Below are 25,627 nucleotides of genomic sequence, written 5' to 3'. Positions count from 1 at the left end.
CGGTATCAACGATATCCAAGATCCCGCGGCCCTCAGGAGAACCGCAACACCCCGCACCCAACCCCATCAAGGAGTGGGCCGCCAGGGCCGAAACCGATGAACCAGAAATCCGGAGACGAAGCAAACAGCGCCGAGTGCTTGGCGCCGTTTTGTGGATCGTCATCCGCTTTTTGATCCGTCGCTGCCGCGTTTGTCAGCGGCGGTGCGTCGGTGGAGCGGTTTATAAGCGCACCCCATCGAACGACGCAAGCCCTTTTTGCATTTCCATGAAAAATTCTTCACGGAGCGACTTATCACCGTAGACCAAGCTGGAATCGGTGTATGTCCGTCCCTCCCCGGATCGAGCGTCCCGCCATGACGGTGCGCAGGGCCGGGGAAAAGGACGGCCCTGCGCACGCACAACCAATTGACGCAGATACCCCTATCGGGTTGACAGTGACAAAAAGGGTGCGCATGGTCGCCTATAGAAGGTGGTAGCTCCCTGGGCGGCCGAACAGCCCGCCACCACGACGGTCCGAAACGTGTGAGGAAGCAATAGGAGGATGACGGTGCGTTCGAGGCTCGGTGGCCTTCCCACGCTCGCCCTGGTTGCCGCTGGTCTGGCAGGGCTCCTCTCCTACACGGTCGCACCGCCTGCCTATGCGGCGGGCGGGCGCACGGCCCCGCCGGAGCGGGTCGCCAAGGAACCTGCAAAAGAAGCCAGTGACGACGACGAGCGACCCTCGTCCGCGCACCGTCACATCCTGTCCGTCGGGCGCGGCGATACGCTGATGGACATGCTGACCGGGGCCGACGTCCCGGCGGACGAGGCGACCAACGCGATCGCGGCGCTGCGCAAGATCTACGACCCGCGCAAGCTGCAGGTCGGCCAGCAGGTCACTGTCCTGTTCGAGCCGCGCCGCGGCGGCACCAAGCAATTCGTTGGGCTGGAATTCCTTCCGGACGTGGTGCGCTCCGTCTCGGTGTCCCGCAAGGGTGACGCCGGATTCACGTCGAGCGAATCGGAGAAGACCGTCACCCGCCAGCCGATCGCCGCGCAGACGGTGATCCGGTCGAGCCTGTTCGAAGCGGGCAACGCCGCCGGCGTGCCGGTGTCGGTGATGATGGCGCTGATCCGCGACTATTCCTATGACGTGGACTTCCAGCGCGACCTCCAGCCGGGCGACCAATTCGAGGTCCTGTATGAGCGGCTGGTCACCGCCGACGGCAAGAACGCCGGCGAAGGCGACGTGCTCTACGCCGCGCTGGTGCTGAGCGGCAAGGAATACCCGATCTACCGGCACAAGAGCCGGGACGGCCGCATCGACTACTACAACCGCGACGGCGAGAGCATCCGCCGCGCCCTGCTGCGCACGCCGATCGACGGGGCGCGGATCACCTCGGGCTTCGGCATGCGCCACCACCCGATCCTCGGCTTCAGCAAGATGCACAAGGGCATGGATTTCGGCGCGCCGACCGGCACGCCGATCTACGCCGCGGGCGGCGGCGTGGTCGAGGAGGTCGGGCCGAACGGCGCCTACGGCAACTACATCCGCATCCGCCACAACACCCAGATCGCCACGGCCTACGCCCATCTGAGCCGGATCGCCAAAAGCACACGCCGCGGCGCCCGCGTCGACCAGGGCGACGTCATCGGCTATGTCGGCACCACCGGCCGGTCCACCGGCCCGCACCTGCACTACGAGGTGCTGAAGGGCGGCCAGCAGATCAACCCGAAGAGCATCGACCTGCCCACCGGCGACAAGCTGGAGGGCCGCGAACTACAAGCCTTCGAACAGACGGTGCGGTCGCTGGAGAAAACCTTCGAGCAAGCGCGCAGCGGCCTGCAGCTCGCCCGCACCCCGGGCCCGCACGAGGACAAGGGTTGCACCAAGGCGACCACCTGCTGAGGCGGCGCCCTCCTACTCCTGATGAAGAAAGCGGCGGATGGCGCTGGCGAGGATCTGGGCGCCCTTCTCCTCATCGTCCGCCATCTTGCGCAGACGGTCGCGCATCGCCTGAACCTGCGGCTTCATCTGGGTCGCCTTGGCGATGGCCAGTTGCGCCTCTTCCGGTTTCATGTCGTCGTCGGCCATGGCGTGCTCCTTCTGCTCGCAACCAGGATGAGACAGTCGGCGCCGTCTTTCAACGGTCCGCTCACTAACGAAACAGGCCGGCGCTCTCCACCGCCTGGCCGCCGGTCCCCAGCTTGAACTCCGTGACGCCCGGCGCGCTGTCCGGGTTGATGCCGCCGAGGTCGAGCCAGCCCACGCCGCGCGCCTTCAGCGCCAGGGCCGCCCGCCACAGAACCAGCCGAATCGCGCCGCTCTTGCGCCCCGACTCGCTGGACCAGCCGATCTGATAGGTGGCCGAGCCGCCATGGATGTAGAAGAGCGCGCTCGCCGCCGGAGCGGCGGCCTTCGAACGATCCTCTAGGGCGGCGGCCATAAGCACCCCGTCGCCCTTCCCGCCGCCTTTCAGCAACCCGTTGCGGATGCGCACGGCCAGCGCGCCGGTCATCGGGCGGAACTGCTTGCTCAGGGCCTGCTCATGCTCCTGCTTCATCAGCCAGGGCAGGTTCTTGGCCTCCCAGTCCAGATCGATCACCAGACCGGCCTTCTCCGCGCCCTTCAGCCGCTGCCGCCAGTCGCGGGCCATCGCCGCGCGCAACGCCTCCTCGCCGAGCGACAGGTCGAGCCAGACCGTGCGGTAGCCGGGGCCGAAGCGGCGGAAGCCGCAGCGGCTCAGCATGGCCTCGGCCTCCGGGCCGGCGGCCAGTTCGGGAAGCAGGCTGGCGCGGTTCAGCGGGTTGTCGGGGCAGGCCCGGCGCAGCAGCCGGAAGACCGCTTCCTGGGTCGCCAGCTCCGGCTCGACCCCGTCGAGCCACAGCGGGCCGCGGTGGATCTGGCGCTGATGGAACAGGCGCAGCGCGCGCCGCTCCAGAAGTTGCACGATCCCGATGGGCGCACCGTCCCGCCGGATCAGGCCGAGCCGCGGCACGAAGCCGTGGGTGCGTCCCATGGCGCCGGCGTAGGCGAAGCACTGCGGCAGGGTGGAGCGGGGAACGCGGGCGAAGAGCGCCGCCCATTCGCCCACCGTCCCCTCGTTCCACAGGATGGTGACGGCGCCTTCGGAGCTGCTTGGAGACGGCATGGGCAGGTCCGACGTCAGGCGGGCGGCAGGGCCGAGGTGGCCTCTTCCAACTGCGCGAAGCTCGGCCGGTATTCCGGCTCCAGCACGTTTCGCGAATATTCCACCGAGATGGCCGGGGCGTAGCCGGACAAATGGGCGATCAGGCCGATCTTCATCGCCTGATAGTATTTCCCTTCGGCGTGGTAGATGTTTTTCAGGCCGCTGGCGATCGGCGCCAGGAAGCCGTAGGCGACGAGAATGCCGGTGAAGGTGCCGACCAGCGCGCCGCCGATCAGCTTGCCCAGAACCTCCGGCGGTTCCGTGATCGATCCCATGGTGTGAATCACGCCCAGCACCGCCGCCACGATGCCCAGCGCCGGCACGGCGTCGGCCACCGCCTGGATGGCGTCGGCGATCCGCTGGTGCTCGTGATGCATGGTCTCGATGTCCTCGTCCATCAGGTCGACCAGCTCGTGCGGGTTGTCGGCCCCGAGTGACATCAGGCGCAGATAGGTACAGAGGAAGGATATGGCGTGATGGTCGCCGTAGAATTTTGGAAACTGCTGGAAGAGTGGTGAGTCCTCGGGTTTCTCGATGTGCTGTTCGAGGGCGAGCAGCCCCTTGGTCTTCGCGATCTTGAAGACCTGATACATCATGGTGAGAAGTTCGAGGAAATCGTCTTTCTTGTATTTTGGCCCTTTGAAGAGGTGGCCGAGTTCCTTGCCTGTGTGTGTGACCACCGCTTTTGGGTTGCCGATCAGGAACGCGCCGGCGGCCGAGCCCAGGATGATCATGAACTCGAAGGGCATCCACAGCACGCCCAGGTGGCCGCCACCCAGGACGTAGCCCCCGAAGACGCTGAACACCACGACGCCGAAGCCGATCATCACGAACATGTCTTCCGTCCTCCAGCGTCATTTTCCGTGCCTTGGCCGGTCCGCTCCGCGGAAAGCCGGTCAGGCGGGGGTGCTTGCGTTCTGCCGGCCCAGTGACGCAGCAATCCCTTGAGTTTTTGTAAATCACCCGGCGTCGGACGCGATCCTAGCCGTGACAAAGGATCGTGTCACGAAAGGAGTACCCGAAAAGCACCCCGCCACAGCCACTCACGGAAACGAAAAGGGACCGCCCGTGGGCGGTCCCTCTTCACACGCTCGGACGAACCGGCGCCGGCCCGATCAGCCGATCCGCCAGGTGTCCGGAGCCTCCTCCAGACGCTTGAGGAGCGCCACGCGCTGCTGCTCGATCTCATCCGGCAGGTGGCTGCCGAAGCGGTTGAACAGCTCCTCCTGGTCCTTGGCCTCGGCCTCGGCTTCCTTCCGGTCGATGTCCATGATCTTGCGGAACTTGTCTTCGGCGAAGTCCAGGCCGGCCCAGTTCAGGTCCTGGTAGCGCGGCATGTAGCCGAACGGGCTCTCCGCCGCGTCCACCGCCCGGCCGCGCACGCGGTCGACGATCCAGCGCAGGACGCGCATGTTGTCGCCGAAGCCCGGCCAGACGAACTTGCCGTTCTCGTCCTTGCGGAACCAGTTGACGCGGTAGATGCGCGGCAGGTTCTCCACCTTGCCTTCCATCGCCAGCCAATGGTTCCAGTAGTCGGCCATGTTGTAGCCGCAGAAGGGCAGCATGGCGAAGGGGTCGCGGCGGATGGCGGCCTGGCCCACGGCGGCGGCGGTCGCCTCCGAGCCCATGGTCGCCGCCCAGTAGACGCCCTCGCGCCAGTTGTAGGCCTCGAACACCAGCGGGAAGGTCTTGGACAGGCGGCCGCCGAAGATGAAGGCGGAGATCGGAACGCCCGCCGGGTCCTCCCAGGCCGGATCGATCGACGGGCACTGCGCCGCCGGGGCGGTGAAGCGCGAGTTCGGGTGCGCGGCGGGACGGCCCGACGCCGGGGTCCAGTCGTTGCCCTGCCAGTCGATGAGGTGGGCCGGCGTCTCGTCGGTCAGCCCCTCCCACCACACGTCGCCGTCGTCGGTCAGCGCGACGTTGGTGAAGATGACGTTGGCGTTCAGCGTCTTCAGGGCGTTCGGGTTCGACTTGATGCTGGTGCCCGGCGCCACGCCGAAGAAACCGGCCTCCGGGTTGATGGCGCGCAGCGTGCCGTCCGGCTGCGGCTTCACCCAGGCGATGTCGTCACCGATGGTGCGGACCTTCCAACCTTCGAACTGGGCCGGGGGAACCAGCATGGCGAAGTTGGTCTTGCCGCAGGCCGACGGGAAGGCGGCGGCGACGTAGGTCTTCTCGCCCTCCGGGCTTTCCACGCCGAGGATCAGCATGTGCTCGGCCAGCCAGCCCTGCTCGCGGCCCATCGAGGAGGCGATGCGCAGCGCGAAGCACTTCTTGCCGAGCAGGGCGTTGCCGCCGTAGCCCGAGCCGAAGGAGACGATCGAGTGATCGGCCGGGAAATGGACGATGTACTTGTGATCGGCGTTGCACGGCCACGCCACGTCCGGCTGGCCGGGTTCCAGCGGCGCGCCGATGGAGTGCAGGCAGGGCACGAAGTCGCCGTCGCCCAGGATGTCCAGCACCTTCTGGCCCATGCGGGTCATCATGCGCATGTTCACCGCGACGTACGGGCTGTCGGAGATCTGCACGCCGATGTGGGCGATGTCGGAGCCCAGCGGCCCCATGCTGAAGGGCACCACATACATGGTGCGGCCCCGCATGCAGCCCTCGAACAGGCCGTCCAGCTTCGCCTTCATCTCCGCCGGGGCGACCCAGTTGTTGGTCGGGCCGGCATCCTCCTTGCGCTCGGAGCAGATGAAGGTCCGGTCCTCGACGCGGGCGACGTCGCCCGGATCGGAACGGCAGAGGTAGGAGTTCGGGCGCTTGGCCTCGTTCAGCTTGATGAAGGTGCCCGACTCCACCATCTCGGCGCACAGGCGGTCGTATTCCTCCTGCGATCCGTCACACCAGTGCACCCGCTCGGGCTTGCACTTGTTCGCGATCTCCTCGACCCAGGCCAGGAGCTTCTTGTTCCGCGTGCGCGTTGTTCCGGTCATCCTTTGCCTCTCAACTCGTCTCCGGGTTCGCCGCCCCCTTGGAAGTCGGGGACTGGCGCCCGGAGGTCCGGACGGCTGGCCTTTTCGGCCCTTATCGAAGCCGTCCTCGTTCGGTGGCGGTGTCGTTCCGCCGGCTCAAACCACCGCAGCCCGGCCCGCAGGCCGGACGGCGGTCATCCCGACGCGCCCCCCGGGCGCGCCCGATGTCCTGATTGGCAACAGAGGGGTGGCCCCAGGGCCACAAACCCAAAACGGCAACGGGTCGGTCCGTTATGGTCCACTGACGTTTTCTCCTGGTTGCTCTTTTTCGCGCGCCACTTGCCGCGGCGTCGTGGTCAGCCGTCACGATCCTTCGATTCCACCGGCGAATCCACCGGGTCATCCGCTGGGTCATCCGCCGCGCCGGGCGCACTGCCGGACGCGCTCTGGCGGGCCTGCCGGGCGAGCCCGGCGAGAGTGACCCTAGCGTCTTCGGGGTTTTCCACGCTGTGATCGAAATCAACCCGCGCCATTTCGCCGCTGCGGCGCAGGTCGCAACCGTCGGGGTCGATCCCGGTCATCGTCCACGGTTCGGCGCCATCGGCGGTTCGTCCGGCGAGAACCCTGGCGTAGAGGCGCAAGGCGTCGGCGTGGTCGGCGTTCATGTGGGCCAGGATGGCGCCCTCGGCCTCTGCCAGCGCCGCGGGGACGCCGGGCAGCAGCAGGTCGGCGCGGTCGAGCCAGCGCACCCGGCCGAAGCCGGCCACCAGATGGGCGCGCTCCACCGACACGGCGTAGACGCTGAAATCGGCGAAACCGGCGTAGAGCGCGGCGCCGGGATGGCGCGCCAGGAAGCGGGCGCGGTGGCGCGGCTCCTCCGAGCGCTCGGCCCGCCCGAGAACGGACAGCCGCGGCCCGGACAGCGGTTCCGCCAGCCCCGCCGTTCCGTCGAACAGCAGGCCGACGCGCGGGTCCCGCGCGATGTTCTTCGTGTGGTCGGCAAGGGTGGAGAGCAGGAGAAGAGGCGTGCCGTCGAGGTCGAAGGCCACCTGGACCAGCGAGGGATAGGGCCACCCACCCCGGCCAGTCTGCTGGTCGCCGGCCTGACCGTCGTCCCCGCGCAGGACGGTGGACAGCGCCGCGAGCCCGGCACCACGCATCAGGCGCCTTGCGGCGCCTCCCGTTCGGCCGCCAACGTCCGATGACGCCGCGGCGCCCGGCCCCGCTGGGGTCGGACGGATGGGGGACTCGTCGGAACTCATGCCCTGAAACGAATGCGTTCTCCCGCGCAGCACCGTTTCCCCGGCGCCGCATTGGTGCCATATTGGCCCAGACAAATAGCTTGGGAAAAGCGAAAAGTTGGCTTTTCATGCCTTTGCGCCGCCTCATGGGCATCGTGGAGCATAAGAAAAGCCCGCATTTCGAAATAAGACGAAACCATTCTTCCGTAGTAAGCGACCGTGACGGGCCGGTCATCCGCTGGAATTGGCCGCGGACGCCGGCCGCCGATACCCTCGGTTGCCGAAAGCGGGGCGTGCGATTGGGAACGCGAACGACATGTCTCACACCGTAGCGTTGGTGGACGACGACCGGAACATCCTGACCTCCGTTGCCATGGCGCTGGAAGCGGAGGGGTTCGAGGTGCGCACCTACACCGACGGCGCCGAAGCGCTGCGCGGCCTGACCCAGCGCCCACCCGATCTCGCCGTGCTGGACATCAAGATGCCGCGCATGGACGGGATGGAGCTGTTGCAGCGCCTGCGCCAGACCAGCCACCTGCCGGTCATCTTCCTGACCAGCAAGGACGACGAGGTGGACGAGCTGATGGGTCTGCGCATGGGCGCCGACGACTACATCAAGAAGCCCTTCTCGCAGCGCCTGCTGGTCGAGCGCATCCGCACCCTGCTGCGGCGCGAGGCGGCGACCCGCGACAAGACCGCGCCGGAACCCGGCGCGCTGCTCACCCGCGGCCCGCTGGTCATGGACGGCGCCCGCCATTCCTGCACCTGGAAGGGCCAGCCGATCGACCTGACGGTGACGGAGTTCCTGCTGGTCAAGGCGCTGGCCCAGCGACCCGGCCACGTGAAGAGCCGCGACCAGCTCATGGACGCCGCCTATGGCGAGAACGTCTATGTCGACGACCGCACCATCGACAGCCACATCAAACGGCTCCGCAAGAAGTTCAAGGCCATTGATTCCGACTTTGCGCAGATCGAAACGCTCTATGGCGTCGGTTACCGATACCGGGAGTGAGGTCCGCGCGCCGGACCACGCCCCTTCCCCACCCGTCAAGCCCGGCGCCGCGCCGCGCGCCGCGTCCCGGCGCCGGGTGCGCGGCGTGCCCTCGCCGCTGACCCTGCGGATTCTCGCCGTCAACGTGCTGGCGCTGCTGCTTCTGGTCGGCGCCCTGCTCTATCTCGGCCGCTACCAGGACCGGCTGGTCCAGGCGGAGCTGGACGCTCTGGAGACGGAGGCCCGCATCTTCGCATCGGCGCTCGGCGAGGGGGCCGTGCAGCGGGCCGCCGAGGAGCCGGAGCAGGGCCAGGAAAGCTACGAGCTATCGCCGGAGCTGGGGCGCCAGATGATCCGCCGGCTGGCCCTGGCGACGGAGACGCACACCCGGCTCTACGGCCCGGACGGGCGGCTGCTCTCGGACAGCCGCGTGCTGACCGGCTCCCCCGGCAAGATCGAGATCCAGGAGCTGCCGCTGCCGCCCGCCGGCGACCCGGCGTCCCGCGCGGTCAACGAGTTCTACGCCCGCTTCATCGACGTGGTGCCGAGCCGGGAGAACCTGCCGCTCTACCGCGAGCCGCCGGGCCACGCCGCCGAATCGGCCGCCCCGCCGCCCAACGTGGAGCGCGCGCTGGCCGGCGAGAACAGCGCGACGGTGTGGCGGCTGGCCTCGCCCATCGCCCGCTCCAACCTGCTGCTGACGGTCGCCGTCCCGGTCCAGCGCTACAAGGAGGTGCTGGGGGCGGTGCTGCTGTCGCGCAGCGGCACGGTGATCGACGAGGCCATCCGCTCGGTGCGCACCGACATCCTGCGCGTCTTCGCGGTGGCGCTTCTGGTCACGGTCCTGCTGTCGCTCTATCTGGCCGGCACCATCGCCCGGCCCATCCGCAAGCTGGCCCAGGCCGCCGACCGGCTGCGCACCGGCCATGGGCGCCACACCGAGATTCCCGACTTCACCCGCCGCGGCGACGAGATCGGGGAGCTGTCCGGCGTGCTGCGCGACATGACGGCGGCGCTGTGGGCGCGCATGGACGCCATCGAACGCTTCGCCGCCGACGTCGCCCACGAGATCAAGAATCCGCTGACCTCGCTGCGCAGCGCGGTGGAGACGGTCAGCCGCATCCAGGACCCGGCCCGCCGCGACAAGCTGATGGCGATCATCGCCGACGACGTGCAGCGGCTGGACCGGCTGATCAGCGACATCTCCAACGCCTCGCGCCTGGACGCCGAGCTGTCGCGCGCCGCGCTGGAGCCGGTGGACATCGGCGCCATGCTCCGCACGCTCGCCGACATCCACCGCACCACCGTCGAGGAGGACGAGGAGGACGGCGGCGGAACGGACGCCCCGCCGAGCGTCGTCATCGAGCCGCCGCGGGGCGGGTCGCTGACCGTCAAGGGGCTGGAGGGGCGGCTGACCCAGGTCTTCCAGAACCTGATCGCCAACGCCCTGTCCTTCTCGCCGCCCGGCGGGCAGGTCCGGCTGGCCGCCCGGCGCACCCCGGACGGCGCGGTCGAGGTGACGGTCAGCGACGACGGCCCCGGCATCCCGGAGGGCAAGGAGGAGGCGATCTTCGAGCGCTTCTACACCGAGCGGCCGGCCGGCGAGAAGTTCGGCACCCATTCCGGGCTCGGCCTGTCGATCTCCAAGCAGATCGTGGAGGCCCACGGCGGCGCCATCCGGGCCGACAACCGTCTCGGCCCGGACGGGGAGACGGTCGGCGCCGTCTTCACCGTGCGTCTGCCCCGCCTGTGACGGGTGTCCAGGACGGATTTCCACATGGTGGATGCGGCATAGTTGCAATTTGAGAAAAGACGTATGGACAAAGTCGTGGGTGCGGCGGATGCTCGATTCCGGTCATTCCCGCGCCTGCGACGGCTGGCCTGTCGACAACCGGACGTCACCAACCGGAAGAGGGGCCATGCCAGACGCCACGTCAGACGCAAAGTCAGACGCCAAGTCCGACCTCAAGCCGACCGCCCCCCGCCAGACCGACGAAGCCGCCCCGGCTTCGCTTCCCCCGGCACCGGTCAACGTCATCGATTTCCGCCGCTACCGGCTGGCCCGCCTGATCCGCGAGGCCAGCGACCAGCAGGGCGAGCTGGCCCGGATGATGCGGGAGTCGGCCGACGAGCGGACGCAACTGGCGCAGGCGCTCCAGGGCGCCCAGCGGCATCTGGCGACCATCGCCGACAGCTACAGCCATCTGCTGACCCGGCTGGCGCGCGAGAAGGATTTCCGCACCGCCTGCCAGGAGGCCGCGGAGCTGGAGGATCTGGACGAGATGATCCGGCGGCGCGACGCCCTGACCAGCGAGTTGCTGGACATCCGCCGCGCGGCCCGTCCCGGCGGTCCGTGCCTCGGTCCGGGCCTGGGCCTGACCGCGGGGTGCGACCGGCCGAATTGAGGGAGGCGGGGGCGCGGGCGGTGGGCCATGGCCGTCGCGTCGGCGCTTTCGAGGCGGACCGGGCGGGAAAAGGATGCATTTTCGGCATCCCATTGACAGAACCGGCGGCACGCCTCACCTTCGCGGGATCATGGCAACGATTCACGGCACCTGCGTCCTGGTCGGCCCATGGGATGGCGGGCAGAAAAAGGGCGGCAACCGGGGCGAAGCGCCCGTCGGCGTGCTGCTGCGGGGGCCGTCGGGCAGCGGCAAGTCCGATCTCGCCCTGAGGATGATCGACGCGGGGGCGCTGTTGGTTGCCGACGACCGTGTGGAGCTGCGCGTGGATGACGGCAGGGTGATGGCGACGGCGCCGGCGGCGCTGGCCGGACTGCTGGAGGTGCGGGGCGTCGGCATCATGCCCGTCCCCGCCGCCACCCAGGCGGAAATCGCCCTGGTCGTCGATCTCGTGCCGCGCGACGCCGTGGAGCGCCTGCCCGAAGAGGACACCATCGACCTTCTCGACCGCGCCGTGCCACGCCTCGCCCTCTGCCCCTTCGACGCCTCGGCACCGGCCAAGCTGAAACTGGCCGCCGCCGCCGCGCGGAGCGGTTCGCTGGGAAAGGTACCGAACCTGCCATGACCGACCGTCCGACCGTGCAAGACCAGCCGACGAACCAGCCCGCGGGCCAACCCGCCAGCCAGGGCGGACAGCTCGTGCTCGTCACCGGCATGTCCGGGGCCGGCATGTCCGTCGCCCTGAAGGCGCTGGAGGATCTGGGCTACGAGGCGGTGGACAACCTGCGCCTCTCGCTGGTCCCGGCGCTTCTGGAGCAGGCCGACCCGCGCCGTCGCCCGCTGGCCCTGGTCATCGACAGCCGCACCCGCGACTTCTCCGCCCACGCCATGCTGGAGGAGGTCGAGGCGCTGAAGGCCCATGCGGAGCTGAAGGTGCGGCTGGTCTTCCTCGACTGCGGGGACGAGACGTTGCAGCGCCGCTTCACCGAGACGCGCCGCCGCCACCCGCTGGCCATCGACCGCCCGGTGCCCGACGGCATCCAGCTGGAACGCGCCATGCTGCTGCCGCTCAAGCGGCAGGCCGACGTGACCATCGACACCACGCAACTGTCGATCCACGACCTGCGCCGCATCCTGGCCGGCAATTTCCAGATCGGCACCCAGGCGGCGCTCCAGGTCTTCGTCACCTCCTTTTCCTTCCGGATGGGGTTGCCTCGCGAGGCGGACCTCGTGTTCGACGTACGCTTCCTGACGAATCCCCATTATGATCCGGAACTGCGACCGCTGACCGGCCTGGACCCCCGCGTGGCGGCGCGGGTGGAGGACGACCCGGATTTCGCCGAATTCTTCCGTCATCTGACGGACCTGTTGCAGCCGCTTCTGCCGCGCTACAACCAGGAGGGCAAGAGCTACCTGACCATCGCGGTCGGCTGCACCGGCGGCAAGCACCGCTCCGTGTTCGTCGCGGAACGGCTGGCCGCGTGGCTGGGCGGGCTGGGGTTGAAGGTCGGGGTCAGCCACCGGGAGCTGGAACGCCAGGCCCCGCGGGCCGGCTGACAGCCGAAGGGATGGGGTGAATCGATCCGGATAAGGGATCGTTCATAAGTGCCGCAATAAGAATGTGGCTTCGGGGGAGGCTCCAGAATTGAAGGATGTCCCATGATCGGTATGGTTCTGGTAACCCACGGGCGCCTCGCGGCGGAGTTCATTGCCGCGCTGGAGCATGTGGTGGGTGAGCAGCAGCAGGTGCGGGCCGTGTGCATCGGCCCAGACGACGACATGGAGCAGCGCCGTCAGGACATTCTGAACTCCGTGGCCGACGTGGACGACGGGTCCGGCGTCGTCGTGCTGACCGACATGTTCGGCGGAACCCCGTCCAACCTCGCCATCTCCATCATGGACAAGGCAAAGGTCGAGGTGATCGCCGGGGTGAACCTGCCGATGCTGATCAAGCTGGCCAGCGTGCGCCGCCAGGAAACCCTGACCCACGCGGTGACCGCCGCGCGCGAGGCCGGTCAGAAATACATCAACGTCGCATCCTCGCTGCTGTCGGACGGGTGACCCGATGAGTTCTCCAGACGAGAAGGCGCCCGCGCAAGGCGCCCCTGGCATCGACGGACCGGCTCCGGAGAGGAATCCCGAAATCTGCCAGACCGTCACCATCAGCAACCAGCGCGGCCTGCACGCCCGCGCGGCGGCGAAGTTCGTCAAGCTGGTCGCCACCTTCGATGCCGAAATCGAGGTGCGGCGCGGCGAGACGCAGGTGTCGGGCGAATCCATCATGGGCCTGATGATGCTGGCCGCCGGCCCCGGCACCTCGGTGGAGCTGTACGCCTACGGCCGCGAGGCCGAGGAGGCCATGACCGCCCTCGTGGATCTGATCACCCGCAAGTTCGATGAAGACTGACGTTCCGGCCGCCGGCCAGGGGCGGTCGTTGCGCGGGCTGGGCGTTTCGCCCGGCATTGCCATCGGCCCGGCCCACGTGGTGGAGAGCGGCGCCGTCCGCGTTCCCGAATACACGCTCGCCGCCGACCAGGTGGAGGCCGAGGCCGCGCGTTTCGCCGACGCCTGCGGCAAGGCACGCCGCCAGATCCGCAAGCTGAAGGCCAAGGCGCTGACGCTGCCCGGTTCCGCGTCGGAGGAGATCGGCTTCCTTCTCGACGCCCATCTGGCGATGGTCACCAACTCGCGCCTGACGCGCGGCGTCGAGCGCCGCATCCAGCAGGAGCTGGTCAACGCCGAGGCCGCGGTCCAGGCGGAAATCGCCACCATCGCCCAGACCTTCGCGAGCATGGAGGACAGCTACCTCGCCGGCCGCATCGCCGACGTGCGCGAGGTGGGACGGCGGCTGATCCGCAACCTGATGCGGCACGAGTATCAGGCCTTCTCCATGCTGAATCCCGGCGCGGTGATCCTGGCCGAGGAGCTGACCCCGGCGGACACCGCCCTGCTCGACCCGCGCCGCGTCGCCGGCTTCGCCACCGTGCTCGGCGGCGCCGAGGGGCACACCGCCATCATGGCGCGCTCGCTGGGCATTCCGGCGGTGCTGGGCGTCGGCGGGCTGCTGGCCGGGCTGAAGAACGGGATCACGGTCATCGTGGACGGGGTGCAGGGGCGCGTCATCATCGACCCCAGCCCCGAGGTGCTGGAGGACTACCGGCAACGCCGCGCCGAGCGCGAGCGCGAGCGCGAGCAGTTGAAGGGCCTGCGCAAGCTGCCGGCGGTCACCCGCGACAACACCGCGGTGACGCTCCAGGCCAACCTGGAACTGCCGCGCGACCTCGACCACGCGCTGGAGAACGGGGCGCAGGGGATCGGGCTGCTGCGCACCGAGTTCCTGTTCATGAACCGCGACCAGCTCCCGGACGAGGACGAGCAGTACACCGTCCTGCGCTCCATCGTGGAAGGCATGGGCGGCCGCACCGTCACCGCCCGCACCATGGATGTCGGCGGGGAGAAGCTGGCCGGCTGGATGGCCGGCCGCTACGGCGAGCCGGCGAACCCGGCGCTCGGCCTGCGCGCCGTCCGGCTGGGCCTGCGCGAGCCGAAGCTGCTGGAGACGCAACTCGCCGCCATGCTGCGGGCCGGCGTCCACGGGCCGCTGCGCATCCTGCTGCCGATGATCTGCTCGGTCGCCGAGGTGCAGCGCGTGCGCGAGATGATGGGACAGGTGGCCCGCCGCCTGCGCCGCCGCGGCGTGCCCATCGCCGACCCGCTGCCGCCGGTGGGCGTGATGGTGGAGGTGCCGGGCGCGGCGCTGTCCGCCGACGCGCTGGCCTACGCCGCCGACTTCTTCTCCATCGGCACCAACGACCTGACCCAGTACACGCTGGCCATCGACCGCGGCGACGAGCAGGTCGCCTCGCTCTACGACCCGCTGCACCCGGCGGTGCTGCGCCTGATCCAGTTCACCATCGAGGCGGCGCTGCGCGCCCGCATTCCGGTGTCGATCTGCGGCGAGATCGCCGGCGATTCGCGCTACACGGCGCTTCTGCTCGGGCTCGGCGTGCGCGACCTGTCGATGGTGCCGCCGGCCATCCCCTTGGTGAAGCGGCGCATCCGCAAGCTCGACCTTCAGGAGGCGACCCGCCGCGCCCGCGTCATCATGGACCAGAGCGACAGCGGGCGCATCGCCGCCCTGCTCGACGACTTCAACGCCGTGGGCTGAGACGGACGGCCGAGGTTGACGGGTCCGAGGTGGCCGGCCGTCACGACGGCCGCCTCGGACCCGTCAACCCCATTTCATCTCGCCCTTGGCGACCTTGGCCCCGATGTCGAGCGCGACGCCCATGCCGAGGCCGGGGAAACGCGCCTCCATGGCCGCCTTCAGCGCCGCGGAATCGGCGGCCTTCGGCAGTTCCTCCTCGAAGGCGAGCAGATACCGCTTGGTGAAGGCGATGCCGGAGGAGTCGGTGGCGGCGTCCGGCGCCATGTGGCCGGGAACCACGATCGCCGGCTGCCGCGCCGCCATCCGGTCGAGGTTGGCGATCCAGGCCGCGCGGCTTTCCGCCGTCGGCGTGTCGGCGGTCCAGACATGGACGCCGGAGAACACCAGGACCCCGCCGACCACCGCGCCCAGCGACGGCACCCACAGGTAGCGCCGGTTGGCCAGCCCGTCGGCGGAGACGATCTCGACGCTCTGGCCGTCCACCGTCAGCGCCGGGCCGTCGAACACGTCCGGCAGGATGATGTCGGCCAGCGCCTGCGGCCCGTTCTCCTTCAGCCGCGGCCCCCAGACCTCCAGCTTCTTGGCGACGTTGCCCTTGATCGCCGCGATGGTCGCCGAGGCGGCGATCACCTTGGTATCGGGGAACGTCTCGCGCAGCGGCTTCAGGCTGAAATAATAGTCGGGATCGGACTGGCTGATGTAGATGGCCGTCAGCCGTTTTCCGCTCGCCCGGACGGTCTCGACCATGGCCCGCCCGTCCGCATAAGTGAAGCCGCCGTCGATCAGCAGCGCCTCCGACGGGCCGGTGAGGAGCAGCGGCGCCCGGAAGAAGCCGTTCGGCCCCGCCGGGACATGTTGCCAGTTCAGCGCGCCGCCACCGGCCGCGGCCGCGGCCGCGGCCGCGGGGGCGGCGAGCGTGGCCGCGCCAAGCGCCAGGGTGGTCGTCACGAAGGTCCGTCTGGTCAGCATGGGGATCGTTCCTCAGTGTTGGTGTGCAGGCATGGGCGTTCCCTCGCAGCGGGCCCATGGCCCGCCGCCGAACGGGACGTCGTGGAAAAGGACAGGCCGCTCGTCAGGCCGAGGCCGCGGCCTTGAGCGTACGGATGAGAAGCCCGGTGTCGCCGAACAGGGCATCCGAGCGGATGGACCGCCAACGTTCCCCGTTGCCGGCCAGCAGCGCGGGCACGCCGCGCAGCCCAAAACGCTGCATGTCGGCAGTGGCCGCCGCGATCCGCGCGCGGCAGGCCCCCGCCAGCGCCGTGCCCTGCCCGGCGAGCAACTCGGCGGCCTCTGCCAGCCCCTCGGAGGCGAGGATGGCGCCCACCGCCTCGACGTCGGACGTGTCGACGCCGTCGACATAGCGGGCGCGCTGGATGGCCTTGAGCGCGTCGATCTCGCGCTGCGGCTCGATCATCCGCACGGCGGTCAGCGCCAGCGTGGACGGACCGGAGTCGAACCGCGCGGCGCCGTCCAGCACGCGGGCGCGATAAGCCTCGGTGAAGGGAAGGCCGGTCAGCGCGGCGATCCGCTGGTCGTTGGCCCAGGCGTAGGCGGCGAAGCCGGGGTCCATGGCCCGCGCGCCGTCGCCGGCGAACAGGCCGGTCGGCATCAGGGTCAGGTCAATGCCGGGATCGGCGCGCAGCCGATCGAGCATCGGCGCGGCGCCATAGCACCAGCCGCAGAGCGGATCGAACAGATAGCGGACCTCGACCATCGCAACCCTCCGGAATCAGCGTCGGCTTCCGTTGTACAAAAACGCGATTGATCGAAAAACAGCGACAAACGATAAAGACCGTGCGTTTTCAGCAAACAATCGTGACCGCATCCGACCATGGCCGAACCCATCAATCTGAACCGGCTGGCCTATTTCGCCGCCGTCGTGGACACGGGATCCTTCACCCGCGCCGCCGAACGGCTGGGCGTGAGCAAAACCGTGGTCAGCCAGCAGGTAGCCCGGCTCGAAGCGGATGTCGGGGTGGGCCTGCTGACGCGCACCACCCGCAGCGTGCAGTTGACCGAAGCCGGCCGGGCTCTTCACACCCGCTGTCTGGCGATCCTGAAAGAGGCGGACGAAGCCTTCGCCGAACTGTCCGACGCGGCGCTGGAACCGCGCGGGACCCTGAGGATCACCGCGCCGAACGACTTCGGCTCCTTCATTGTGGCGCCGGTGGCCGCCGCCTTCACCCGCCGCCATCCGAAATGCCGCGTCGAACTGGTGATCACCGACGCGAAGCTCGATCTGATCGGCCAGCAGTTCGATCTGGCCATCCGCGTCGGCTGGCTCGACGATACCAGCGCTTTGGCGCGCCGCATCGACACGTTCCGGCAGCTCGCCGTCGCTGATCCGGCCCTTGCGGACCGGCATCCGTCCGCCGCTCCCGACGATCTCCTGGCTTGGCCGTTCATCGCCAACCTGTCGCTCAAGGACCCCGGCCTGTGGACGTTCCGGCGCGGCGAGGAGGAGCGGACCCTGCGGGTTCAGCCGACCGTGAGCGTCAATGCCACGCCGGCAGCTCTGGCCGCGGTGCAGGCGGGCGGCGGCTTTGCCGTCCTGCCCGAATTCCTGGTGGCCGAGGAGATCGCGGCGGGCCGCTTGATTCCGCTTCTGCCGGGCTGGAGCCTGCCGTCGGGGGGCATCCACGCCGTGTATCCGGCCACCCGGTTCCGCCCGCTGAAGGTCAAAGCCTTCGTCGACATGCTGAGCGACAAGCGCAACTGGCCGAGTCGCCAATCCATCGCGGCGCGGCGTCCGGCGGACCGACCGGAACCGGCCTCGTCCTCGACGGAATGAGCCCGATCCACCGGACCGGGCTCATCCTCACGCAGAGCGTTTTACTGACCCTTGCCGTCCGAGGGCACCGCGGCCGCATCGCCGGAGGAGGCCGCGGTGGAAGCGCCGGCACCCTTGGCCGGGCTGCCGGGCACCCACCAGCGGCGGGCCTCGCCGTCCGCGGCTTCCGGAGCCGCATCGGCGCGGGTCTTCAGCATCGAGAAGACGATGGAACCGCCGACCAGGACGGCCGTGATGCCCAGCGCCACCGCCGTCGGCATCTTGTAGATGTCGATCATCAGCATCTTGGCGCCGACCACCACCAGAACCAGCGACAGGCCGTATTTCAGGTAATGGAAGCGGTGGATGATCGAGGCCAGCGCGAAGTAGAGGGCGCGCAGACCCAGGATGGCGAAGACGTTGGAGGTCCAGACGATGAACGGGTCGGTGGTCACCGAGAAGACCGCCGGGATGGAGTCCACGGCGAAGACCAGATCGGTGAACTCGATCAGGATCAGCACAAGGAACAGCGGCGTCATCATCCGCACGCCATCGCGCATCACGAAGAACTTCTGCCCCTCGTAGCCGTCGGTCATGCGGAAGCGGGAGCGGACGAACTTGACGATCCGGTTGTTCTCCATGTCCGGCTCGTCGTCCACCGACATCAGCATCTTGATGCCGCTGAAGATCAGGAAGGCGCCGAAGATGTAGATGATCCAGTGGAATTCCTGGATCAGCGCCGTGCCCGCCACGATCAGCACGCCGCGCATCACCAGCGCGCCCAGGATGCCCCAGAACAGCACCCGGTGCTGGTACTGCGGCGGCACCGCGAAATGCGTGAAGATCAGCGCGATGACAAAGATGTTGTCGACGCTCAGGCTGTATTCGATCAGGTAGCCGGTCAGGAACTCCAGCCCCTTCTGCGAGCCTTGAAAATGAAAGACGCCAGCCGCGAAAATCATCGCCAGCGTGGAATAGGCCGCGCAGCGCAACAGCGCCTCGCGGCCGGAGATCACATGGGATTTCTTGGAGAATAGGCCAAGATCAAAGGCCAGAAGCACGCCGACGAAAGCGGCGAAGCCGGCCCACATTAAAACGATCTGATCCATGGAACTGTCCCTTGCTTCATGCACTCCGCTCCCGCAAGCGGAGACGTCGATCGTCACATGAGCAGTCCGACATCACCGAGGCGCCACGGCGGGACGCATCGGCCAGAGGGGCCCGGACTGGAAACGCGGCCGCGGGTTTGCGGCCAACGCAAAGACGCGCGCGGCGGCACAGCCGCGGCGCGTCGGAACACCCGCCCCCATCCTTCGTCGTGGAGGCGTGGCGGTCGGTCAGGATGTTGGTTCGCTGCGGTCCATGCCGGTATCTCCCAAAGGCCCGTCGGGGACCGTCGTCCGGCGGTGGACCTTGTAGAGAGCGGGACCCAGGGGGAAAAACAGGGCCAGCTTCCGCAAGGCCGCGCCAAGGCGACGGCTCTATGGGAAGTCCGACATCACAGCGCCGGGCGACGCTGCCAGAGGGGCCCGGACCTCACCCGTCATGTAGTCAGGCCCCCGCGCGGCGACAAGAGGGGGGCGCGTCCTTTCCGGACCATGATCGGCGCGATGATCGCAAGCAATCGCGCCAACCAGTTGATCGCCCCTGGGTTGCCAGCGCTCCAGCTGCGAGCCGCCTTTGCGAATTCCGCATCGCCCATGGATGATTCCGCACCGGTGGGTTGTTCGTAGCGATTGACGGTAATTCACGGCAGGACACCCACAATGATGCGGCGTTCCATTTTGCTCGGCTGCCTTCTGGCGGCCGGATTGGCCGGTTGCGGCCCGCGTTTCGAGACAGTCGCAAGCTATTTTCCACCCGTCAGCGAGGCGGGAAAGCTCTGTGTCGCCCAGTGTAAGCAGGCGCAGACAATCTGCCAATCCGCAAAGGAGCTGGCCGTTCAGACCTGCCGGGCCGAGGCAACGACCCGCGCCCAGGGCGAATATCAGGCCTATCTCCGTTCCTTGCCCAAGGATGCGGACAAGAAGAAGATCAAGACGTTCAGCGATTTCGACCGGAACCCCAGCTGCTACAGCGAGCTCACCTGCTCCTCCGATTACAACGATTGCTACAAATCCTGCGGCGGCCGGATCGAAGCGCAGACCTATTGCGTCGGTAATTGCAAGGAGATGGTGCCGCCCATGCCGGATGGGTCCGCGGTCGGGCCGAGAACCACGCTCTGACACCGGTCGGGCGAGGACGGGCGGATTGCGGCTTGACCGCAGCCGTTCCGCCCGCGTAGCTTCGCACCCGACGGTTGCCCGAAAGGGCTGAAAATGGGAACACGGTGCGGACCCCGCGGCGATTGACCGTGCGAAGGGTTCTACGCCGGGGCTGCCCCCGCAACTGTAAGCGGCGAGTCGTCCATCGGAATGCCACTGGGATCGCGATCCTGGGAAGGCGATGGGCCGACGATAACCCGCGAGCCAGGAGACCTGCCGTCAGTCGTGGTCACACGCGAACACGTTCGGGCGGGGTGCACCGAAGGTCGTCGAACCGGGAGTCCGTTCGCGGAACGTCCGGTGGGGCTTCGTTCGCGGTGACGTGCCACCGGCGTCCCGCCCGAGGTCTCAATGAGTGTCCGCGTTCCCCGCCTTCACCGGACGGCGTCCTTCGCCGCCCTTCTGGGAAGCCTTGCCCTTCCCGTGTCGGCCCTCCCCACGTCGGCCTTCGCCGACACCACCATCACGACGCTTCCGCCGGTCTCGGTGACCGCCAACCGCGTCCCCACCGCCGCCGAGGAAACCGGCAGCGCCCTGACCGTCATCACCCGCGAGGAACTGGAGCAGCGCCAGACCCAGCTGCTGTCCGACGCGCTCCGCACGGTGCCCGGCGTCGCGGTCAACCGCACCGGCCCGATGGGCACCCTGACCCAGCTCCGCATCCGCGGGTCGGAGGGCAACCAGACGCTGGTCCTGATCGACGGGATTGAGGTCAACGACCCGGCGTCCGGCTCCGAGTACGATTTCGCCAACCTGCTGGCCGGCGACGTGGAGCGCGTCGAGGTGCTGCGCGGCCCGCAGAGCGCGCTTTACGGCTCCGACGCGGTCGGCGGCGTCGTCAACATCGTGACCCGCCGCGGCGCCGGCGCCCCCCGGTTCCACGCCGCCGTCGAGGGCGGGTCCTTCGGCACCGCCGCCGGGCGGGCCTCCTTCGGCACCGGGACCGACCGTTACGACCTGTTCCTCAGCGGCCAGGGCGTCACCAGCGACGGGGTGTCGGTCGCCGACAAGCGGCTCGGCAACCCGGAGAAGGACGGCTACCGCAACGGCACGCTGACCGGAAACGCCGCCGTCCGCCCGACCGAGCGCAGCGAGATCGCGGTGACCGGCCGCTACACCCGCTTCCGCACCGACACCGACGGCTTCGTCGGCGGGCGCGGCGCCGTCGATGACGGGACCAGCACCGCCGGGGAGCAGTATTTCGGGCGCCTCCAGGGCAAGATCACCCTTCTCGACGGACAGTGGGAGCACATCGCCGGCCTGACCCATGGCCGCCAGCAGCGCGACTACCGCGACACCGCCAAGACGGTGACCAGCCGCTACGACGGGCGCAAGACCAAGGCCGACTACCAGACCAACCTGACGCTGAAGAGCGGTCCCGCCGACCATGTGCTGACCGCCGCCGTGGAGCATGAGGAGGACAAGGCGATCAGCCGCAGCGCCTTCTCCAACTTCGACCGCTCCATCGGTTCCACCGGGCTGGTGGGTCAGTACAAGCTGGGGCTGTTCGACCGGCTGACCCTGACCGGCAGCGTCCGCCACGACGCGAACGACCTGTTCCGCGACGCCACCACATGGCGCACCACGGCGGCCTACCTCATCGAAGAGAGCGGGACGAAGCTGCGCGCCTCCTACGGCACCGGCGTCAAGAATCCGACCCTGTTCGAGCTGTACGGCTACACCGCCACCTACGCCGGCAACCCGAACCTGAAGCCGGAACGGGCGCGCGGCTGGGACGCCGGCTTCGATCAGGCGCTGTGGGGCACGCGGGCCTTCGTGGACGGCACATGGTTCGACCAGCGCATCCGCGACCTCATCACCGGCACCGGGCGGACCTCCGTCAACATGCCGGGCGAGTCCCACATCCGCGGCTTCGAGCTTGGCCTGTCGGTGGAGCCCATCGACCGGCTGACCGTCCGCGGCTCCTACACCTGGACCGACGGCGAGGATTCCACGGGGGCGGAGCTGGTGCGCCGGCCCAAGCAGCTCGCCAGCCTGACCGCCAATTACCGCTTCCTGGAGGACCGGGCGAACGCCAACCTCGGCGTCGTCTACAACGGGCGGTCCAGCGACTGGGCCTACGACCCCTTCTACAACCGGCAGGTCGTGAATCTCGCCCCTTACACGCTGGTCAACATGGCCGGGTCCTACGCGCTGTCCGAGGGGGTCGAACTCTTCGGGCGCGTGGAAAACCTGTTCGACCGCCGGTACCAGGAGGTTTGGACCTACGGCGCGCCGGGCCGGGCCGGGTATCTCGGGCTGCGGCTGTCGCTGTGAGGCCCACCTGTCTCGGGCTGGCTGCCGCCCTCCTGCTGATCGCGGGGGGGCCGGCGGCGGCGTGGGAGGCGCCGCCCGCCACGCCCCCCGGCAAACCGCAGCGCATCGTCTCCCTGAATCTCTGCGCCGACGAGCTGCTGTTGCGGCTCGTCGGGCCGGAGCGCCTCGCCGCGGTGACGTGGCTGGCGCGCGATCCCCGCGCTTCCACCGTCGCGGCGCCGGCGGCGCGGGTGCCGATCAATTACGGGACGGCGGAGGAGATCCTGCCGCTCAACCCCGACCTGATCGTCGCCGGGCGCTACACCACGCGGGTCGCGGTCGGGCTGCTGACGCGGCTGGACGCGCCGCTGCTGGAGCTGGACGTCCCGCAGAGCGTGGCGGGGGTGGCGGAGCAGATCCGCGGCCTCGCCCGCGCCGTCGGCGAGCCGGACCGGGGGGAGGAACTGGTCGCCGACCTGCTCTCCCGCCTCGACGCCCTGCCCCCTGCGGCGCCGGGTCCGCGCCCGACCGCGGTGGTGCTGCGCCCCAACGGTTTCGTCGCCGGGTCCGGGTCGCTGGTCGACGACCTCCTGAGCCGCGCCGGTTTGGAGAACATGGCCGACCGCCTGCCGCTGGGCAGCCAGGGCGCCCTGCCGCTGGAGGCCATCATTCTGGGCGGCGCGGACCTGCTGATCGTCGACGCCGCACCCGACGCGCCGCCGTCGCTGGCCGGCGCCCTGCTGCTGCATCCGGCCCTGAAGGCCTTAAAACGTCAGGTCCGCACCGTGTCGCTGCCCTCCCGCCTGTGGACCTGCCCCGGCCCGCAGATCGCCGAGGCCGCGGAACGGCTGGCCGCCGCGCGGGAGGCCGCGCCATGACGGCTGCCGCGACTTGGGAGTCCCGCATTCCCTACTCCGCCCTGGTCGCCGGGCTGACCCTTCTGGCGCTGGCGCTCTGCGCGGTGTCGGCGGCGGTCGGCTATGTGCCGTTCGACCTGGGCGCCGCCCTGTCCGATTGGCTCGCCGGGCGCCCCACCCTGGGCGCGCTGGTGCTGGCCGAGCTGCGCCTGCCGCGCGCCCTGCTCGGCCTGCTGGTCGGCTTCAGCCTGGGGCTGACCGGGGCGGCGATGCAGGGCTGGCTGCGCAACCCGCTGGCCGAGCCGGGGCTGGTCGGCGTGTCGAGCGCCGCGGCGCTGGGCGCGGTGATCGTCTTCTACAGCGGCCTGTCCGCCGCGCTGTCGCTGGCCCTGCCGCTGGGCGGCATGGCCGGGGCCGCCGTTGCGGCGGTGCTGCTGAACCTGATGGCGGCGCGGGGGGCCGGAACGGCCACGCTGGTCATCGGCGGCATCGCCATCAACAGCCTCGCCGGGTCGCTGACCGCGCTGGCCCTCAACCTCGCCCCCAACCCCTACGCGGCGCTGGAGATCGTGTTCTGGCTGATGGGGTCGCTGGCCGACCGCGGCACCGACCAGCTCTGGCTCGTCCTGCCGCCGATGCTGGCGGGCTGGGCGCTCTGCCTGTCCGGCGCCCGCGCGCTCGACGCGCTGACCCTGGGGGAGGACGCGGCGCGCAGCCTGGGCTTCGACCTCACCGGGCTGCGCGTCCGGCTGATCGCCGGGGCGGCGCTGGCGGTGGGCAGCGCGGTGTCGGTCACCGGCGCCGTGGGGTTCGTCGGGCTGGTGGCGCCGCACCTGATGCGCCCGCTGGCCGGGGCGCGGCCCGGACGGCTGCTGCTGCTGGCGGGCCTCGCCGGAGCGTGCCTGACCCTGACCGCCGACATCGCCGTCCGGCTGCTGCCGACGCGGCCGGAACTGAAGCTGGGGGTGGTCACCGCCCTGATCGGGGCGCCCTTCCTGATCGTCCTGATCGCCCGGCTGCGGCGGGAGGAGGCGTGATGCGCATCGAAACCCACGCCCTGTCTGCCAAAGCCGGCGGGCGCACCATCCTGACGGGTATCAATCTCACCATCGAGCCCGGCGCCTTCACCGGGCTGATCGGCCCGAACGGCGCCGGCAAGACCACCCTGCTGCGCCTCCTCGCCGGCCTCGCCGAGCCGGCGGCGGGCCGCGTCACCTTCGACGGACAAACCGCCGCGCAGACCGGGCGGCGGGCGCTCGCCCGCGCCGTCGCCTACCTGCCGCAGAGCGGCCCGGTGCATTGGCCGTTGCGCGCCGAGGCGCTGGTGATGCTGGGCCGCCTGCCCCACCGCGGCCCGCTCGGCGGGATCACCGCGGCGGACCGCGCGGCGGTGGAGCGGGCGCTCGCCACCGCCGACGCCGCCCATCTGCGCGGGCGGATCGTCGGCACCCTGTCGGGGGGCGAGCGGATGCGCGTCCTGCTCGCCCGCGCCCTGGCGACCGAGGCGCCCGTCCTGCTGGCCGACGAGCCGGTCGCCGCGCTCGACCCCGGCCACCAGCTCGCCTGCATGGCGCTGCTGCGCGACACCGCCCGCCGGGGCAGCGGCGTGGTGGCGGTGCTGCACGACCTGACCCTGGCCGCCCGCTTCTGCGACCGGCTGATCCTGCTGTCGGACGGCGGTGTGCTGGCCGACGGGCCGCCCGGCCAAGTGCTGACTGATGAGAATCTGCGCGCCGCCTACGGCATCGCCGTCCACCGCGGCGCGGCCGGCGGCGAGCCCTTCCTGCTTCCCTGGCACGCCCTGCCATCCCCGAGTTCCGACACGGAGACCATCCGATGAGCGACCTGACGTCCCTGCTGCGCGACGCGCTGAACGACCCGGCCACCGGCTGGAGCCTCGGCGCCTTCGGCGCCATCGCGGAGTTCATCCGCGACCCGGACGAACCCGTCACCCTGCGCGACGACGGCGCGGAGCTGGAGGCGCGGACCGCCCGCGGCGGGTTGCGCCTGCGCCCCACGCCGGCCATCCGCCCGGTGCCTTACCGGACGCGCAGCGGCGCCCTCGCCGTTGCCCTCTGCCTGCCCCGCCACGTCGGCGCCATGAACCGCCGCCGCGTGGTGACCGAGCTGGGTCCCGACCGCGAGGCCATCGCCGGGGCGGACCGCGACGCCCTGTTGTTCGACCTCGGGCTCGGCGTCTTCCAGACCGACGTCTGCGTGCGCAGCGCCGACCCCGCCACCATCGCCCGCCTGCGCGCGGTGGTCGGGACGGAACTTCTGGCGCCGGGCAACCCCTTGCCGCCCGACCTGCCGGCGCTCAGCCCCGACCGCGTCTTCATCGGCCCCTTCGGCCGGATCGAGGTCAGCCAGCCGATCCCGCCGCCCGACGGCCGCAGCCCGGAGGGTCCGCACACCCATGTCCTGCCGAAGCTGCTGGCCCACAACCGGACCCACGCGGCGACCGTGCCGATTCCGGACGGCTGGGTGCCCAGCCTGTACCTGTCGCCGCCGGCGGAGTCCTTCGCCGCGTGGGAAGGGTTGGGGCACTGAGGCCCTGCCCCCCTCCCAACCTCCCCCCGCTCTCGCAG

The 25,627-nt window shown here is 69.6% G+C and carries 23 protein-coding genes, 1 pseudogene and 1 riboswitch; of the genes and pseudogenes, 16 read left to right on the top strand and 8 right to left on the bottom strand.

Features of this window, described 5'->3' with window-relative positions:
* The first annotated feature begins 548 nt into the window (after positions 1 to 548).
* The gene (locus DXK32_RS21290) at positions 549 to 1,889 is read left to right on the top strand and encodes a peptidoglycan DD-metalloendopeptidase family protein (RefSeq protein WP_114860337.1); all 1,341 of its coding nucleotides are present in this window, start codon (positions 549 to 551) and stop codon (positions 1,887 to 1,889) included.
* Positions 1,890 to 1,901: 12 nt separating this feature from the next.
* Here the strand turns inward: DXK32_RS21290 and DXK32_RS32745 are convergent, their stop codons facing one another.
* The 5 genes and pseudogenes from DXK32_RS32745 to DXK32_RS21270 form a co-directional block, all read right to left on the bottom strand.
* On the bottom strand, positions 1,902 to 2,075 hold the full coding sequence (locus DXK32_RS32745; RefSeq protein ID WP_205215787.1) for a hypothetical protein: 174 nt from the start codon (positions 2,073 to 2,075) through the stop codon (positions 1,902 to 1,904).
* Between the two features lie 64 nt (positions 2,076 to 2,139).
* Positions 2,140 to 3,132, bottom strand: a complete 993-nt coding sequence (locus DXK32_RS21285; protein WP_114860330.1) for a GNAT family N-acetyltransferase — start codon at positions 3,130 to 3,132, stop codon at positions 2,140 to 2,142.
* 14 nt (positions 3,133 to 3,146) lie between these two features.
* Complete coding sequence (gene motA / locus DXK32_RS21280; protein ID WP_035682389.1) at positions 3,147 to 4,007, bottom strand: flagellar motor stator protein MotA; 861 nt, start codon at positions 4,005 to 4,007, stop codon at positions 3,147 to 3,149.
* A gap of 279 nt (positions 4,008 to 4,286) precedes the next feature.
* Positions 4,287 to 6,119: pseudogene (locus DXK32_RS21275) on the bottom strand (phosphoenolpyruvate carboxykinase (GTP)); the annotation flags it as partial.
* A 326-nt stretch (positions 6,120 to 6,445) separates the two neighbouring features.
* On the bottom strand, positions 6,446 to 7,249 hold the full coding sequence (locus DXK32_RS21270) for a HugZ family protein (protein WP_114860328.1): 804 nt from the start codon (positions 7,247 to 7,249) through the stop codon (positions 6,446 to 6,448).
* 397 nt (positions 7,250 to 7,646) lie between these two features.
* On the opposite strand from DXK32_RS21270, the gene DXK32_RS21260 reads away from it, so the two are divergent.
* From DXK32_RS21260 to ptsP, 8 genes are all read left to right on the top strand, one after another.
* Positions 7,647 to 8,342: a response regulator transcription factor gene (locus DXK32_RS21260; RefSeq protein ID WP_109071470.1), complete on the top strand. Its 696-nt coding sequence runs from the start codon at positions 7,647 to 7,649 to the stop codon at positions 8,340 to 8,342.
* Positions 8,314 to 10,074: a stimulus-sensing domain-containing protein gene (locus tag DXK32_RS21255; RefSeq protein WP_114860327.1), complete on the top strand. Its 1,761-nt coding sequence runs from the start codon at positions 8,314 to 8,316 to the stop codon at positions 10,072 to 10,074. Before DXK32_RS21260 ends, DXK32_RS21255 begins: the two co-directional genes overlap by 29 nt.
* Positions 10,075 to 10,240: 166 nt before the next feature.
* The gene (locus DXK32_RS21250) at positions 10,241 to 10,726 is read left to right on the top strand and encodes a hypothetical protein (protein ID WP_114860326.1); all 486 of its coding nucleotides are present in this window, start codon (positions 10,241 to 10,243) and stop codon (positions 10,724 to 10,726) included.
* A 130-nt stretch (positions 10,727 to 10,856) separates the two neighbouring features.
* Positions 10,857 to 11,348 carry an HPr kinase/phosphorylase gene (locus DXK32_RS21245; RefSeq protein WP_114860325.1) on the top strand — a complete coding sequence of 164 codons (492 nt, stop codon included), beginning with the start codon at positions 10,857 to 10,859 and terminating at the stop codon, positions 11,346 to 11,348.
* Positions 11,345 to 12,280, top strand: coding sequence for an RNase adapter RapZ (gene rapZ / locus DXK32_RS21240; RefSeq protein WP_114860324.1), 936 nt, complete (start codon positions 11,345 to 11,347; stop codon positions 12,278 to 12,280). Before DXK32_RS21245 ends, rapZ begins: the two co-directional genes overlap by 4 nt.
* A 102-nt stretch (positions 12,281 to 12,382) precedes the next feature.
* Positions 12,383 to 12,784, top strand: a complete 402-nt coding sequence (locus tag DXK32_RS21235; protein WP_114860323.1) for a PTS sugar transporter subunit IIA — start codon at positions 12,383 to 12,385, stop codon at positions 12,782 to 12,784.
* A gap of 4 nt (positions 12,785 to 12,788) precedes the next feature.
* Entirely contained in the window at positions 12,789 to 13,130 is a 342-nt protein-coding gene (locus DXK32_RS21230; RefSeq protein ID WP_114860322.1) for an HPr family phosphocarrier protein, read from the top strand.
* The gene (ptsP, locus tag DXK32_RS21225) at positions 13,120 to 14,892 is read left to right on the top strand and encodes a phosphoenolpyruvate--protein phosphotransferase (protein WP_114860321.1); all 1,773 of its coding nucleotides are present in this window, start codon (positions 13,120 to 13,122) and stop codon (positions 14,890 to 14,892) included. The genes DXK32_RS21230 and ptsP overlap by 11 nt, the downstream gene beginning before the upstream one ends.
* A 63-nt stretch (positions 14,893 to 14,955) precedes the next feature.
* On the opposite strand, the gene DXK32_RS21220 is transcribed toward ptsP, so the two are convergent.
* Both DXK32_RS21220 and DXK32_RS21215 read right to left on the bottom strand, forming a co-directional pair.
* Complete coding sequence (locus DXK32_RS21220; RefSeq protein WP_114860320.1) at positions 14,956 to 15,861, bottom strand: MBL fold metallo-hydrolase; 906 nt, start codon at positions 15,859 to 15,861, stop codon at positions 14,956 to 14,958.
* 103 nt (positions 15,862 to 15,964) lie between these two features.
* A complete protein-coding gene (locus DXK32_RS21215; protein WP_114860319.1) occupies positions 15,965 to 16,606 on the bottom strand; it encodes a DsbA family protein in 642 nt (213 codons plus the stop codon).
* Between the two features lie 117 nt (positions 16,607 to 16,723).
* Here DXK32_RS21215 and DXK32_RS21210 point away from each other — a divergent pair, with 117 nt between their 5' ends.
* Positions 16,724 to 17,683 carry a LysR family transcriptional regulator gene (locus DXK32_RS21210; RefSeq protein WP_114860318.1) on the top strand — a complete coding sequence of 320 codons (960 nt, stop codon included), beginning with the start codon at positions 16,724 to 16,726 and terminating at the stop codon, positions 17,681 to 17,683.
* A 41-nt stretch (positions 17,684 to 17,724) separates the two neighbouring features.
* Here the strand turns inward: DXK32_RS21210 and DXK32_RS21205 are convergent, their stop codons facing one another.
* On the bottom strand, positions 17,725 to 18,771 hold the full coding sequence (locus DXK32_RS21205; protein WP_114860317.1) for a TerC family protein: 1,047 nt from the start codon (positions 18,769 to 18,771) through the stop codon (positions 17,725 to 17,727).
* A gap of 657 nt (positions 18,772 to 19,428) precedes the next feature.
* On the opposite strand from DXK32_RS21205, the gene DXK32_RS21200 reads away from it, so the two are divergent.
* From DXK32_RS21200 to DXK32_RS21175, 6 genes are all read left to right on the top strand, one after another.
* Complete coding sequence (locus DXK32_RS21200) at positions 19,429 to 19,887, top strand: hypothetical protein (protein ID WP_114860316.1); 459 nt, start codon at positions 19,429 to 19,431, stop codon at positions 19,885 to 19,887.
* A gap of 54 nt (positions 19,888 to 19,941) precedes the next feature.
* Positions 19,942 to 20,161: riboswitch (cobalamin riboswitch) on the top strand.
* Positions 20,162 to 20,277: 116 nt separating this feature from the next.
* Positions 20,278 to 22,203 (top strand): TonB-dependent receptor plug domain-containing protein, encoded by a 1,926-nt coding sequence (locus tag DXK32_RS21195; RefSeq protein WP_114860315.1) that lies wholly within the window; start codon positions 20,278 to 20,280, stop codon positions 22,201 to 22,203.
* Positions 22,200 to 23,060, top strand: coding sequence for an ABC transporter substrate-binding protein (locus DXK32_RS21190; RefSeq protein WP_114860314.1), 861 nt, complete (start codon positions 22,200 to 22,202; stop codon positions 23,058 to 23,060). Before DXK32_RS21195 ends, DXK32_RS21190 begins: the two co-directional genes overlap by 4 nt.
* Positions 23,057 to 24,076: a FecCD family ABC transporter permease gene (locus DXK32_RS21185; protein ID WP_114860313.1), complete on the top strand. Its 1,020-nt coding sequence runs from the start codon at positions 23,057 to 23,059 to the stop codon at positions 24,074 to 24,076. Before DXK32_RS21190 ends, DXK32_RS21185 begins: the two co-directional genes overlap by 4 nt.
* Entirely contained in the window at positions 24,076 to 24,879 is an 804-nt protein-coding gene (locus DXK32_RS21180) for an ABC transporter ATP-binding protein (RefSeq protein ID WP_114860312.1), read from the top strand. Before DXK32_RS21185 ends, DXK32_RS21180 begins: the two co-directional genes overlap by 1 nt.
* Positions 24,876 to 25,589 (top strand): DUF6925 family protein, encoded by a 714-nt coding sequence (locus DXK32_RS21175; RefSeq protein ID WP_114860311.1) that lies wholly within the window; start codon positions 24,876 to 24,878, stop codon positions 25,587 to 25,589. The genes DXK32_RS21180 and DXK32_RS21175 overlap by 4 nt, the downstream gene beginning before the upstream one ends.
* Positions 25,590 to 25,627 lie beyond the last annotated feature (38 nt).

The organism is Azospirillum brasilense, from assembly GCF_003349955.1.
Lineage (GTDB): Bacteria > Pseudomonadota > Alphaproteobacteria > Azospirillales > Azospirillaceae > Azospirillum > Azospirillum brasilense_B.
Note: the sequence above shows the minus strand (reverse complement) of the source record. Positions and strands in the feature narration are given on the sequence as shown.